We start from the raw sequence: 14,511 nt of genomic DNA on the forward strand, positions 1-14,511 counted from the left end.
CTATTCATTTAAAAACCTCACAATGTCGATAAACCACCGGTGGTTTTATTGTGCTGTCAGGTCTGGCACTGCTTTTGCGGGGAATAAAGTATGGGATGCCCTCTTTCCTCGCAAGCCACCGATGCATCCCGGTACCAGCTGGACTAACGGGAGACCCAAACCCAATGTGGCGGCCAGTGCCTGACTCGCATACCTTATCCGGGCCTGCTGGATACGTTTTGAAAGGTGGAACCAGCCCTGAGTAATAATCTGGTCCAGAGCTAACGCACCAACGCCAACGCCAATACCCACTTTTTGCTTTTTGCTTAATCCTGAAGCTTCAGTAGCATTCTCCAGAACCAGAACATCTGCGACCGGAACAGGTTTGTACGAAATGTAGGGAGAACAAGTAGAGGTTATAGTGCAATTACACGCTACCTCAAAACCTGCTGTGGACCATGCGCTCACTGAAGCAAAGCCTGTTTTATAACTCTCCTTCAAGCCGTCTTTATCGGAATCAACGGCTATGAGACCCCATGCTTGCTTTTTGTCTTTTAACCCAAATGCACCATTAATCTTTTTGACACTAGTACAGTAGTTATCGTCAGGGATGCCCCCCATATAGTGATCGGCATCCAATGGATTCGCTGAGTCAATAGATAGATCATTGCCAAGCTGATCAACGATACTGTTACAGGTAGAATCGATAAAACTCAAAACATTTTCTCTGCACCATAAGTTCATAGAAAACAAAACACCACTGCTTTGTGGCGATGCGAGTGTTGGAGCGTCCGATTTAGTGGGCAAAGATATAACTGTTTTAGTGTTTTTCATAGTCAACAACACTTGCCCTGTATTTTCATTACAGTCAATATTCAGTGCCCCACTTTGAATATCTGTTGATACTTGGGCACCCTGAAGAAGATTGAATTCAGAATATTTAAACCGATAAACGAAACTCTTTTCTGTCCCTCTGCCATCAGCATAACGTGTGCAACCCAGTCTTACCGGTTTAACCTGCATACCATCAGCCATCTGTTTAAGTACAACCCTGATGTTGTCCGCAAGAAAAATACCCGCCCCCCTCAGATCCAGAACACCTCCGGGTGTATGAGCCTTTGTGGCTGGACTGTCCGCGCCTGAAGGACTTCTGGAATCGATTTCGATATTCGCCAAATAATAGACAGAGTCATTATCGGTTGCCGACATCACGTAATGAATTTCCAAGCCTCCCTTAACAATAAATTCAGGCAGAATATCCTCTCTGTTTCCCACAAAAGCAGAGTTCTTCGGCAATTGAAAACTGTTGACTCTTCTGAGCATACCAGTGATGGCTTCTTCCAATGGCAATTCATAGACCGCGGGTTGTCCCAGCCCAGATGATCGCTCGGCATCAAAAATAAACAAAGTAGGATGGTCGGTTTCAAACATCTTATCACCCAGTTTTACTGTCATACTTGATATTTTTCTTATCCTGACTGTTTCAGGAATGGGAGTGGCACTGGGTGCAGTCGTTGAGGACGGTGTAGAGAACGGTGTTGAGGACGGTGTTGAGGACGGTGTTGAGGACGGTGTTGAGAGTGATAGCTGATTGTTTTTTTCCCTGATGAGTGACATAAAAGCAGGCAGATGGCGAGCACACACGTCCCTGTCTACACGACGGGTTAATTCGGAACAACTTGAAACCTCTTTAAATTCAGAATTGCCCATTGCCCCATTTATGGCAAAAAACAACGACAATAGAGCAACTGCCCACCCGGACCTGAAGCTATTCATAACCGCACTCTTCATAACCGCACTCTGTCTAATATTTGAGAGTCAAAACAGACGCACCATTACCATGACAATCCTGCCTGATGCCGTCATAAATTTTAGACCGGATATCTCATAAATAAAGGCAAGCCTGCTTTAACAGGGTAACCAGTGAAGCGAGCTATGGTTAAAGAGTGTTGTCATAAGAAAGCCGGTAATGCTGCTTTCTCATCAAAATTACCGGCTTGTCTAGGATCTTACGACAGTATTCGGAGGTCTAATACTATTCGTTCTGACATTGTTTGTCCTTATATTCTTTTCTCTGAACATCGAGTGAGTCAGAGTGGTAAAGTCCCTTTTCTCTCAGTCCACTGACACATTTCTGGCTACGAAAAACCACAAGCCAAAATAAAATGACAAGCTTTTCTTGGCGATGCCCTGGCCAGTATTCCCTGACAGGATTTAAAAAACGGAATAACCCGGATATCATAACCACGTCCATAACCATAAATGCAAACATTGAAAATGCTGCCACTTTCTGCGCAGTGATGAGTTTTCCTGCGTCAATGTTTTTTATAGTCAGGGCACCTGCATCAAAAATAGCGTAAGGTCCCTCAGTGAACATTGAAGAGGCTGTACATGAATTAAATACCTCGTCTCCGTCTTTTAATTCAAAGGCCCCCGCCCCCTTAACTATTTTTATATCAGAACAGTTAGTACGGCCCTGGAAGCCTCCCAGGTAGTGATCAGGATCCGATGGATTGGCTGAGTCGACTGATAAATCATTGCCAAGCTGATCAACAACGCTGTTACAGGTAGAATTGATCAGACTCAGAACGTTTTTTCTGGGCCACAAATAAAAAGAGAACAACACACCACTGCTTTCTGGCGAACGGGATACTTCTCTCTCGGCAGGTACGGTTATGACTGTTTTAGTGTTTTTCAGGGTCAACTGCACTTGCCCTGTTTCCTGATAACATTCAACATTCAATGCAGCTTTTTTGAGGTCTGTGGTTTTTTTAAGGCCTTTCAGGAGATTAAATTCAGAGTGCGTAAATTGATAGGCGAAGTGGGTCTCTGTCCCTCTCCCATCAGCATAACGTGTACAGCCCATACGTATCAGTTTACTATCCTCTTGATTGTCTCCCGGATCGAGTACCACCCTGATGTTGTCTGCAACAAAGGTACCTGCTCCCTTCAAATCCAGGACGCCGGCAGGTAGGTAACTCTGTGTCGTCGGAGTTGAACCGGCTGACTCTGACTCTGACTCTGACTCTGACTCTGACTCTGTGGCAGTTTCTGCTGATAAACGACCCATATCGGAAGGTTTTCTGGAATCGATCTCGATATTCGCCAGATAATAGACAGCATCATTATAAGGTGCAGACATCACGTAATGCTTCCGTATGCTTCCCTCAATAACAAACTCAGGAAGCATATCTACTCTGTTTCCCACAAAAGCCGAATTAGCCGGTAACTGAAAACTGTTGACTAATCGGTAAGGATTACTGCTGGTCTCTGTCAATGGCAATTCATAGACAGCGGGTTGACCCTCTCCGGGGTACTGCTCTGCATTAAAGATAAACAACGTTGGATAGATGGTTTCAAAAACCTCATGAGTCAGTTTTGTTGTTGTAGCCGATATTTTTCTTATTTTGATTGTGTCAGGGATTATTGAAGAAGTTGGTGAAGCACCTGGAGAAATATTTGAGGAAACAGCCAGGGGAGATGTTGTTGAAGATAGCTGACAGTTCTTTTCTCTGATGAGTGCTTTCAAAACAATTGAATGATGTTCGCACACGCTCCTATCGGAATCATTAGTTAATTCAGAACAACTTGAAACCTCGGTAAAGGCAGAGCTGGTCGTTGAGCCACCGCTGGCAAAAACACCACCGGGGAGGGCGAGTATTGCTGAAAGTAGAGCAACCGTCGGCCTGAAACTGTTCATGACTGCACTCTGTCTAATATTTTTGAGTCAAAGCAGATGCCTGTATAGAGTGGCAACCCTCCTTAAAGTCTCAGTCAATCCTAGATCAGATACTCCATAAGTAAAGGAAAAGTCTCAAAGCCCACAACGTCGAAGCTGGGCACCGTAGTTTGAAGCTCGACTGTTTACTTTTTTAGCGGTATTCAACAGCCAGGGCTTTTTCTTGTGAGTCCCTCGCTTATAGCCACCCCAACCCTCATGATAATTCAGGTAGAGCAGGTCAGCACGCCACAGAGAGACGCCATTTACACGACGGGTCTTGTTGGTGTACCAACCAATAAAGTCGATGGCATCCTCAAAGTCATCCCGCCCTTTAAACCAGCCGCCAGTCTCGTTCAGATACATATCCCAGGTGCCATCCTGAGCCTGGGCATAACCATAGGCCGATGAATTTCTGGGCAGAGGAATGAATAGAAACCAGGGTCTTGGGGGTCTTACATCATGACGGTAAGAGGACTCCTGATACATGATGGCCATCATGATCTGAATGGGAGTCCCCCATTTTTCATTGGCTTTTTTCGCGTAGCGATACCAGCTACGCTTTTCTTTGAAAATACTGCACAGGTTATGGGGATTGGCAGGCGGTGTGGTACTGGCACAGCCAGTCAGAAAAAGAAATCCTGTTATGGTTATGATCAGCGCCAATCTCCGTTTCACCTATGAAACTCCCCATTCCTGCATCAAATCAACAAACTCATCTTCTGTAACGACACGAACACCGAGATTTTGAGCCTTGGTCAGCTTTGAGCCTGCTTTTTCTCCCGCCAGCAACGCCGTGGTTTTTGCTGAAACGGAGCCGGTCACTTTGGCTCCCAGTTTCTGTAATATGGCCTTGCCTTCATCCCGGGTCATATTATGCAGAGTCCCTGTCAGCACCCATACTTCATCGGCTAATGGTTGAGCCGCATCTGCTTCCGGCTCCGCTTCTGCTTCCCAGTGCAGCCCGACTTTCAACAGCTCATCAATCACTTCACGATTATGTTCCTGCCTGAAAAACGTTTCGATATGGGCCGCTACGACAGGGCCAACGTCGTCTACTTCCTGTAGCTGATCGACAGTCGCAGACCTGATCGCTTCAAGCTCACGATAATGAGCCACCAGACTCTGGGCGGTTGCTTCACCCACTTCACGGATGCCCAGCCCGTAGATAAACCGGGCCAGCGTCGTTTTCTGACTGACCTTCAGGGCATTGACCAGGTTGGTGGCCGATTTTTTACCCATACGCTCAAGGGATGCAACAGAGTCTACTTCCAGCTTGTAGAGATCGGCTACCGTTTCCACAAGACCTTTCTCGACAAACTGATCCACCAGCTTATCACCCAGGCCATCAATATCCATGGCTTTTCTGGAAGCAAAATGTTTGATGGCCTGCTTACGCTGGGCCGAACAATAAAGACCGCCGGTACAGCGGGCTGCGGCTTCGTCTTCATCTCTTTCAACATCTGAATCACAAACCGGGCAGCGTTCAGGCAGCTCAATCGCTCTGGCGTCCTCCGGTCTTCGTTCGGGAATGGCCCGAACCACCTTCGGAATCACATCGCCAGCCCGGTGAATCACAACGGTATCGCCAATTTTCAGATCCAGCCGTGCCACCTCGTCCATATTATGAAGGGTGGCATTGCTGACAGTAACCCCGCCCACAAACACGGGCTCCAGCCGGGCGACCGGCGTGATGGCTCCGGTTCTTCCCACCTGAAACTCGACATCTTTCAGAAGGGTCATTTCTTCCTGGGCAGGAAATTTGTGGGCAATGGCCCAGCGCGGAGCACGGGCGACAAAACCCAGTTGTTGCTGCTGAACCAGACGGTTGACTTTATAAACAATGCCATCAATTTCGTAGGGTAAAGTTTCCCGTTTCTCGCTCATTCTGGCGAAATATTCCCCACAGGCAGCAGCCCCTTTGACTACCCGCAGTTCCGGGTTTACCCGCAGACCCCAGGTTTTAAAACGCTCAAGAATATCAGCATGTCGGTCAGGCAGTTCACCGCCTGCAACTATACCGGCACCGTAACAGTACATATCCAGAGGTCTTTTTGCCGTCACTTTTGGATCCAGCTGTCTCAGACTGCCCGCTGCGGCATTGCGGGGATTGACAAACACTTTTTCATCCCGGGCTTTAGCTCTTTTATTCAGCTGTTCAAAACCGTCCCTGGGCATGAAGATTTCACCACGGACTTCCAGACGATCGGGCCAGCCTTCGCCCAGTAATTGCAGAGGAATTGAAGCAATGGTGCGGACATTGAGCGTAATATCTTCACCGGTCGTCCCATCACCACGGGTGGCGCCTCGAACCAGTAAACCCTTCTCGTATAAAAGACTGACCGCAATGCCATCCAGTTTCGGTTCACAGGCATATTCCACGGCTGAATCCGTGTCCAGACGCTCCCGAACCCTGCGATCAAAATCATTGAGATCGTCTTCATTAAAGGCGTTATCCAGTGACAACATAGGCAGCTCATGACGAATCTGGCCAAACGCTGTCAAGGGCTCAGCACCCACTCGCTGGCTGGGAGACTCTGGCGTGATCAGCTCGGGAAAATCCGTTTCGACAGACTTCAGCTGTTGCATCAGCCGGTCATAACTGGCATCGGTAATGATCGGGTTGTCGAGTACAAAATAACGATAGTTATGATCATTAATTTGTTTTCGCAACGCCTGAACCTGCTGTTCAGCGTCCTTAAGAGAGAGGGTTTTCTGGGTCATGATTCTGTTACTTAAACGGCCTTGAGTAATTCTGAACCGCCTTGAGCTGGTAAACTCCCCCGGAAGCCCGGGAGAGGATAAAAATGAATGTGGGATGAAAAGGGATCAGTCAGCCAGTTTCTGGGTTAACTGTTTTCTTTCGAAATCACGAATACGCTGACGATAGTGTTCCAGTGTCTGCTGTGTCAGTACACTGAAGCCTTCGTCTTTTAACTCTCCCCCCAGATTCAGCGCCAGCTGACGAACCGTTTCTTCCATCAGCGTAAACGCTTTCAGTGGCTCACGGGGCCCCGGCAATCCCATGAAGATACTGACCGCCGGTGTTTCCGTCGATTCCAGCTTGCCAATATCAAAAGTGCCCGGCTCTACCCCATTAGCCATGCTGAACAGGATCTGTCCGGTGCCATCTTTGTTGGCATAACGGTGAAAGATCGACATATCGCCATAACGCATACCTGAAGCCAGCAGACTCTGAAGCAACCTGGCTCCGTCAAAGCTTTCACCGCCTTTAGCCAGCAGATTAATCACCAGGATTTCACTGGCCGCAGGACGGTCTGCCAGTTTTTCCTGATGGACAGGACGGTGACTTTTCTCCACTCTTGTCTCCACTCTTGTCTCCACTCTTGCAGGCTTGGCAGCCCCCAACTCGGCAACGCTGGATACCGGTTCTTTTACCCCGGCTACCCCGGCTCCGGGCTCAGCAGAAAGGACGCCCGATGCCTCACCCGCCTGAGTTAGAACTGGCAAGGGTTCTGTTGTTTCCTGAACTTCCGGAGGTTCGGCAGACGGCACCCGTGTTTCCTGCAGCGGTCTGGCAGGCGCTACTATTTCTGATTCAAGATCCGATATTTCCGGCTCAATCCGTTCCCTTACCGGGACATGGGCCGATTCTTCTGAACGCACCCAGTTCTTCACTGTTTCCAGCTTCTCGGGGCTTCCTTCTGACTTTCTGGCGCCACCATTGGGTAGCTCGCTGCCAAATTCATCTTCGTTTCCTTTGACATCTTCAAGACCGAAAGACAGCTCTGATGACCTTTTTCTAGCCAGACGCGCACGACGGTATCCATCAGCCAGAACGCCAGTAATAGTGACGATTCCGATTACTATCAACCAATCTCGTAAACTCATGTCCATGCCGCCTGTTTACCCAGTGGGCTGTTGTCGCCTGAAAACCAACAACCCGAAAACGCAAAAATTTAAAAATTATAAAGCAGTGAAATGTACTACCATGCTACAACAAAACAATGGGCAATCAGACCATTGTTTATGAATATTGATGAAGCATGTTTTAATGCTCACTCTCACCACAGTGTCCAATAAACGCCAGAATCCAGATAATATTAAACGCTCTGGCCTACGGCTCTATTCTGGCGGGTATTGATTACCCCTTCAAGCGCAACCCATGGATATCATTACCAAAATTCTATAAATAGTGATAACGTTTTCCGGCCTCTTGTGCAAGTAAAGTTCAGAGTTCTGCCATGGCTGCGGCTTCTTCCACATCCACCGATACGGGTCTGGAGACACCGGGCTCCTGCATCGTGACACCCACCAGCTGATTCGCTGCCTGCATGGCGATCTTGTTATGGGTGATATAGATAAACTGAACCTTGCCACTCATTTCTGAAACCATTTTGGCATAGCGGCCTACGTTGGCATCATCCAATGGCGCATCCACCTCATCGAGCATACAAAAAGGTGAAGGGTTCAACTGGAAGATGGCAAATACCAGGGCAATCGCCGTCAGTGCTTTTTCACCACCGGACAACAGATGAATGGTGCTGTTCTTCTTGCCCGGTGGTTGCGCCATAATGGCCACCCCGGTATCCAGCAGATCTTCACCGGTTAACTGCAAATAAGCCCGGCCACCGCCAAAGACTCTGGGGAACAGTTCCTGCAAACCGGAATTCACTTTATCAAACGTCACCTTGAATCGCTGGCGGGTCTCCCGGTCGATTTTACGGATAGCATTTTCCAGTGTCTCCAGGGCCGATTCCAGATCAGCGTTCTGTGCATCCAGATAGGTTTTTCGCTCCGACTGGGTTTCGTATTCTTCAATTGCGGCCAGGTTAATCGCCCCCAGTCTTTCAATCCGTGCCTGTAGCCTTTCCAGCTCCTGCTCCCAGGCTTTCTCGGTGGCCTCTTCCGGCATATTGGCCAGAACGGTATCCAAGTCAAACTGGTCTTCCCGCAATTGGTCAGACAACGTCGTACGTCGAACCTGCATTCCCTGCCAGTCCATCCTTAATTTCTCAAGTCTTGAACGGGCAGTCTGGGCTTTTTGCTCGGCTGACTGCCGACTCTTTTCCATGTGTTGCAGTCGTTGTTCAACATCTTCCAGCTGGCTGCGAGCCTTTTGCATGGCTTCTTCTTCTTCCAGCCTTCTGGCCAGAAGAATCTCTAACTGTTCCTGCAACTCGCCTTCGGGAGAATGGGACTCCGATAATGACGCCTGAAGCAACTCCCGGCGCTCACGCAGTCTGGTTGATTGCTGGCTGAGTCGCTCTATAGCCGCCTGCAGAGATTCAACCTGGCTGTTGATGGTTTGCTGTCTCAAGGCCAGCTGATGCAGACGATCCTTATCCTGACGGGAGCTTTGCCGCAACTGTTCGAGCTTTTCCCGGCCCTTTTCTCTTTTCTCCAGCAAATCTTCTTTGAGACCGCTGTCCATTTCCATGCGATCCAGGGCATCCTGAAGTCGCAGCCGGGACTCACCGATACTTTCCTGCTCAGCCTGACTCAACTCCTGGCACTCAGCAATCTCGTGCTGAAGACGAGTACGCCTTTCTGAAAACTGTTCGAGCCTGACTTTTCTGGCACCGAGATCCGCCCTCACTTCCCCCTGAGTTCGGTTGAGTTCAGTAATCTGTTGTTGAGTCTGCTGTCGACGGGCTTCCAGCTGCTCAGCCTGAACCCTGGCCTCGGCCAGATGTTCTTCTACCTGCTGACTGAGCGCCTCCAACGTTTCCATTCGGCTGCCAAGCTGCTCAAGCTCTTGCTGACGGGCCAGCACACCGGAGTTACTGTCTGTTTCACGACTAACCCGAAGCCAGTTTCTGGAAAGCCAGATCCCCTCTTTTGTCACGATGGATTGGTGAGCCTCCAGAGCAGTTCGGGCAGACAAGGCGGCTTCCAGCGACGGGGCAACATAAATGCCTGCCAATAATCCTTTGGCTTCACTACCTGACTGCACTTTGCTCGCCAGACTGGGCAGCCCCCCTCTGTCACTTTCAGAAACCTGATGGGCAGAAGCCTCCAGCAAAACCGCTGCGCCCTGCTCCAGGGAACCCAGCAACCCTGCAACAGGATCCAGGTCATCCACACAGAGTGCCTGCAAACTGTCTCCAAGCACCGTTTCAACCGCCAGTTCCCAGCCTGACTCCACCTGCAATTTTTCGGCCAATCTTGGTGCCGACGCCAGACCATGCTGCTCCAACCAGACCATAACCCCGGTGTCCTGACCCATAGCCGCCTGTTGCAGAGCTTCCAGAGAAGCATGACGCCCTCTGATCATACTCAGCTCATTGCGATGGCTGTCACGGTCTTCCTGCAACTGATCAAACTGAAGGCGGTTTTCTTCAATATCCGAAGTGACTTCTTCCAGTTTCAGTTCGTGGGTTTCCCGGGTCAGCTCCAGCTCGGTGAGCTTTTCGGAAAGCAGCTCCATCTCTTCGATGTCTTCGCCACCACCGAGGCTGCTGCTTTCTTCTCGCAGACGCCGTTCACGTTCATGCAGACGTTCCAATACGTTTTCAGCATGTTGGATCCGGGACTGCTCGACTTCAGCCGCTTTCTGCGGTTCGTGAGAGCGCTGATTAAACTGATCCCACTCCTGCTGCAGGCGATGCACTTCTTCTTCTGCCCGGGCGAGAGAGTCGCCAGACTGGTATTCCTGTTCCTGAAGCATTTCCAGCTCAGGTTCAATCTGCAACTTTTCTTCTTCCAGCATTTCCAGCTGAGACTGATCTTCAGCCATCTGCTCACGGGCTTCCTGCCAGCTTTGCTCAAGCTGTTGCAGGTCGTGACTCAGTTCTTTGGCCCGCTCTTCCTTATGGCGAAGCGTCTGCTCAATCCGGGTGATTTCGTTGCCGGTGCCATAGTATCTGGCCTGGGTTTCATGGAAGTGGTCGCTCAACTCCATCTGCTGGGCCCGGTCTTTTTCCATCCCGGCATCGGAGGATCGCTGCTCGCTGACGGCGGCTTCCAACTGTACTTCCAGCTCAGCAATCACATGCTCCTGATTCCTGACTTTTTCGTCGATGCCCTGCCAGCGCAGAGCCTGAAGCTGGGCTTTTTTCAGTCGCTCATCGGCTTTGTATTCTTTGTATTTTTCTGCTGCCTCGGCCTGTCTCTGCAAATGCCCGAGACGACGCCCCAGCTCTTCCCGCAAGTCGGTCAGTCGTTCCAGGTTTTCATGGGTTCGGCGGATGCGGTTTTCTGTCTCGCGGCGGCGTTCCTTGTATTTGGAGATACCGGCGGCTTCTTCGATAAAGACTCTGAGTTCTTCCGGCTTGGACTCAATCAGCGTGGAAACAATACCCTGACTGATAATGGAATAACTGCGTGGACCCAGACCGGTTCCAAGAAAGATGTCCATCACATCTTTACGACGACACTTGTTGCCGTTGAGGAAGTAGAAGTTCTTGGCTTCTGAGGTGAGCATCCTGCGCACTGAAATCTCGCTGTAAGCCGCAAACTCACCGGTGACCCGACCTTCGTTATTATCAAAGATCAGCTCTACCGTCGCCTTTGCCGCTGGCTTGCGGCTATTGGAGCCCTTGAAGATAACGTCCGTCATGGACTCACCACGAAGGTGCTTGGCGGAAGATTCCCCCATCACCCAGCGTACGGCATCAATAATATTGGATTTGCCGCAACCATTAGGGCCAACAACACCGCACATATTGGAGGGAAAATGAACCGTAGTGGGATCCACAAAGGATTTGAAACCGGCCAGTTTGATCGATTTAAGACGCATCTTTTCCTTAACTTATAGCTATCAGGACCACAGCTGCCTGGTTATCAGTGGGTAACGACTTTCTACGAGTGTACACAGATTGTACCCATGAGGAAAAGTCGTTGTAACCGAAAGCTTTGACCCTCAGCCTTCTGGCAAGTTCAGTCTGTCTGCTCTGGTCTTAGAGTTTTGTGACGACCAATGTCGTACTACTCTTCGTAGGGATCGACATCCATAGCGGAATCAACATCCCACCCTGCGCCATGGGTGTCGCTGGAATCTTCCAGGGTGCCCGCAGGCTCCGTTGAATGATTATTTATTGGCGAAGATTGCGAAATTGGGAATAACCCGGCTAATAGGGCGTCAAAAAACGAATGTCCACCAGCTTGTGGCTGAAAGGTTTGTGATTCTGTCATCCCGTGATGAGTTTGGCTCGCCGAACTTACTTCGGATCTCCGCGACTCTTCAGTTGATCCACCACCGTCGTATTGTCCGAGTCTGCAAAAGCCATTGCAGGAATCGAAGGAACAATTAAAACTCATAGTATGGTTGCCAAGCTCCCTAAGATGACCATCAGTGTCGCTTACCATAACGCCATATGGCCGAAATCGCTCAAGGGGGAACGCTGTGGCGTCTGAACGTGTCCAGGCGATTTTAATTGTAGGTTCAGTGCTCGTCATGGGGTCGAAACCAGCCACAAGATGGCCGATTGATGCTGCGTTTTCTCGTTTGCGAAATGCACTTGTTGGAATTTCAATAAGCAAAGAACGACCGGCTCCCAGCTTATCTCTTTGCGTTTCTGTCGTGTCATGATGAGTGTGGCCCGTCGAACTTCTTTCAAAACCCTGTGACAGGAATCGACAAACACCATGACAGGAATCGACGAAACAATTTAAACCCAAAGTATGTCGGGATTGTTTGGGGTCCTGATGACCGCCCCCAGAGCCGGAAGACATGAGGCTGGAGAAAGCAGCTGTATGATGGCGAATTATTCCTGAGGCTTGCGATTGGGATGACCGTCTTTGTGGCTGACTTTGTGGTTGGTTTTGTTGCCCGTAGTGTCCTCGGCCATACATAAGCAAGCCGAAAGCAGCCATTGCCTCTACTACGGGTATCCATGAATAAGGTTTGGCGCTCAGAGGGGTGTCACCGAACTCGACAATAAAATGTCTTATTGATGATTCAGCGTGACAGGTAACAGTCAGCCACGCCAGCAATAACAGCAATGACGTTTTTTTCAAAACTTAATCCTTAGATCTGTTTTGTGTTTTTCCTGAAGGAGAAATTTAGAACAACAGGTTGATAGATCAAGAAAAAAAGCATTTTTCAATCTATCTGGTCTGGTCTGTGACAGGGCAATCAACCCTGTGCAGGTTGATACGATGACCACATTGCTTATGGCACTCTGTTTTCAATGATGCGCTGTAATCGCTCTACGCTTCTGTGAGAGTTATTTCCTCTCTCCGTTTCCAGCATGTCATTCAGTGCCTGTCGGACCTCTGGCGAGTGACTTGCCCCGATGTCCTGAATAATACGTTGTACACGTTCTGCGCTATCCCAAAGCCCACGACGCAGCTCTTCTAGCAGTTTTTTGCCCAGTGACATCTGAACTCCGGTAGTCGGTATTGCCCTGGTGTCCTGAATCATTCTTCGTAAAAAGTCTGCCTCACGCCACAACTCATTGCGCAGGGCCTCTGCAAGCTTGAGACTCATTGACTCCTGAGCTACGGCGTCTGGTATGACCCTGGTGTCCTGAAAAATGCGTCGTAAACGGTCTGCCTTCTTCCAAAGCCCTTTATGCAGGGCCTTTGCCAGCTTGCTACTCATTGCCTGCCGGACTCCAAACGTCGTCCTTGCCCTGGTGCTTTGAAAAATGCCTCGTAAACGATTTGCGTCATCCAACAAATCTTTATTCAGAACCTCTATCATCTTGTTATTCAGTGCCTGCTGAGCTTCGTCCGTCAGCATTATTGGCTGGGTATTCTGAATACGCTGGTGTAAATACTCAACATAATCCCAGGCATTATTAGCTAGGGCCAAAACCAGCTCGTCACTCAGCTCCCTGTTGGCTTCTCGCATCCTCATTGCCGCTGCGATACTGCGTTGTTGAAGTACCTGGGGAGGCAGGGAGACGAAGGCATGACCAGAGGCCACTTGTGGGGAACAGGTATCCGGGGGCTCGTAATAGGCATCGGGTAAATGTTGCTGTGCCTCTTCGATGGGTTCAGGACCCAATAATTCTGCTAACTCAGGCAAGTTGCTTCTGCATAACGGGCAGGTTTCCCTTTCCTCTAGTGGCGTATTTTGAAACAACCGCTGCATACAATGTTTGTGAATATTATTCCGACAACAGGGAATGATAGTCACGGTTCTTCCGCCAAACACGTCCTGACAGATAGCGCATTTGCCATCTGCTACTCCCGCTGAATATACACCTAAAGATGTGTAAGCGATGCAGACCAAAAGATATTTAATTTTTTCAGAAAACACCCTTCGCTCCCGGCGAATATTGAATTATCAGTACCTGAATTTATGCCATCCATGATCAATTTCTTCCTGAAAGATTGCTCTAAACGAGAGCTTTGACCACAGATCTTTAGAAAGGTTCTAATTCGGCCTGCCACTGAAAGCGCATCATCCCTATTTCACAACAGCGTCTATAATTCCGGGTCTGGTTTAAATTCAAAATAAGGAGAACAAAGATTATGAAGAAATTACCGCTCATACCCACAACAATAATACTGTGCAGCCTGTTAGCGGGCTGTGTCACCGAGCCGATGGTTCAGGAAGATAGCTTTTATTATGACGAGCGCCCTGCAGCGAAACTGATTGAAGAAGAGTCAGCCATCGACCGCCAGAACCGTATCAATGCCAATCAATACCGCATGAAGCATGGGCGACGGACCGATTATCAGCCCGCTCCGGGGCCGCCAACCAAACCCTCTTGGAAAATAACCTTTCCTTACAACGAACCGATGATCATAGAAACAGAATCAGAATAAATGATATCAATGACACCCAATTTCCGTTCACCCTGAGCGGAGTCGAAGGGTGCCGGGCACGGTCTATATTGTTGGTTCGGAGTCCACATCCTTCGATCGTGCATCCTGAGCGGAGTCGAAGGGCGCTCAGG

9 protein-coding genes are annotated in these 14,511 nt (G+C 49.3%); 1 reads left to right on the forward strand and 8 read right to left on the reverse strand.

Annotated features, from left to right (window positions below; genetic code table 11):
- Positions 1–45: 45 nt before the first annotated feature.
- The 8 genes from K7B67_RS13445 to K7B67_RS13480 all read right to left on the reverse strand — a co-directional run bounded on the left by K7B67_RS13445 (position 46) and on the right by K7B67_RS13480 (position 13,634).
- Positions 46–1,410: a hypothetical protein gene (locus tag K7B67_RS13445; RefSeq protein WP_252176371.1), complete on the reverse strand. Its 1,365-nt coding sequence runs from the start codon at positions 1,408–1,410 to the stop codon at positions 46–48.
- A gap of 604 nt (positions 1,411–2,014) precedes the next feature.
- A complete protein-coding gene (locus tag K7B67_RS13450; protein WP_252176372.1) occupies positions 2,015–3,121 on the reverse strand; it encodes a hypothetical protein in 1,107 nt (368 codons plus the stop codon).
- Between the two features lie 672 nt (positions 3,122–3,793).
- Positions 3,794–4,375: a hypothetical protein gene (locus K7B67_RS13455; RefSeq protein ID WP_252176374.1), complete on the reverse strand. Its 582-nt coding sequence runs from the start codon at positions 4,373–4,375 to the stop codon at positions 3,794–3,796.
- On the reverse strand, positions 4,376–6,421 hold the full coding sequence (gene ligA, locus K7B67_RS13460) for an NAD-dependent DNA ligase LigA (RefSeq protein WP_252176375.1): 2,046 nt from the start codon (positions 6,419–6,421) through the stop codon (positions 4,376–4,378). It lies immediately after the preceding gene.
- Positions 6,422–6,526: 105 nt separating this feature from the next.
- Positions 6,527–7,549 (reverse strand): cell division protein ZipA, encoded by a 1,023-nt coding sequence (zipA, locus tag K7B67_RS13465; RefSeq protein ID WP_252176376.1) that lies wholly within the window; start codon positions 7,547–7,549, stop codon positions 6,527–6,529.
- Between the two features lie 340 nt (positions 7,550–7,889).
- Positions 7,890–11,399 (reverse strand): chromosome segregation protein SMC, encoded by a 3,510-nt coding sequence (gene smc, locus K7B67_RS13470; protein ID WP_252176378.1) that lies wholly within the window; start codon positions 11,397–11,399, stop codon positions 7,890–7,892.
- A 188-nt stretch (positions 11,400–11,587) separates the two neighbouring features.
- Positions 11,588–12,619 carry a hypothetical protein gene (locus tag K7B67_RS13475; RefSeq protein WP_252176379.1) on the reverse strand — a complete coding sequence of 344 codons (1,032 nt, stop codon included), beginning with the start codon at positions 12,617–12,619 and terminating at the stop codon, positions 11,588–11,590.
- Positions 12,620–12,773: 154 nt separating this feature from the next.
- Complete coding sequence (locus tag K7B67_RS13480) at positions 12,774–13,634, reverse strand: hypothetical protein (protein ID WP_252176380.1); 861 nt, start codon at positions 13,632–13,634, stop codon at positions 12,774–12,776.
- Between the two features lie 449 nt (positions 13,635–14,083).
- Here K7B67_RS13480 and K7B67_RS13485 point away from each other — a divergent pair, with 449 nt between their 5' ends.
- Positions 14,084–14,380, forward strand: a complete 297-nt coding sequence (locus K7B67_RS13485; RefSeq protein WP_252176382.1) for a hypothetical protein — start codon at positions 14,084–14,086, stop codon at positions 14,378–14,380.
- Positions 14,381–14,511: the final 131 nt, after the last annotated feature.

The sequence above is a fragment of the Endozoicomonas sp. 4G genome, assembly GCF_023822025.1.
In the GTDB taxonomy this organism is placed as follows: domain Bacteria; phylum Pseudomonadota; class Gammaproteobacteria; order Pseudomonadales; family Endozoicomonadaceae; genus Endozoicomonas_A.

Bases quoted from the DNA above. Each gene is read 5' to 3' on its own strand.
- ligA (WP_252176375.1), bottom strand. From the start codon at position 6,421: ATGACCCAGAAAACCCTCTCTCTTAAGGACGCTGAACAGCAGGTTCAG.
- zipA (WP_252176376.1), bottom strand. From the start codon at position 7,549: ATGAGTTTACGAGATTGGTTGATAGTAATCGGAATCGTCACTATTACT.
- smc (WP_252176378.1), bottom strand. From the start codon at position 11,399: ATGCGTCTTAAATCGATCAAACTGGCCGGTTTCAAATCCTTTGTGGAT.
- K7B67_RS13450 (WP_252176372.1), bottom strand. From the start codon at position 3,121: ATGTCTGCACCTTATAATGATGCTGTCTATTATCTGGCGAATATCGAG.
- K7B67_RS13445 (WP_252176371.1), bottom strand. From the start codon at position 1,410: ATGTTTGAAACCGACCATCCTACTTTGTTTATTTTTGATGCCGAGCGA.
- K7B67_RS13485 (WP_252176382.1), top strand. From the start codon at position 14,084: ATGAAGAAATTACCGCTCATACCCACAACAATAATACTGTGCAGCCTG.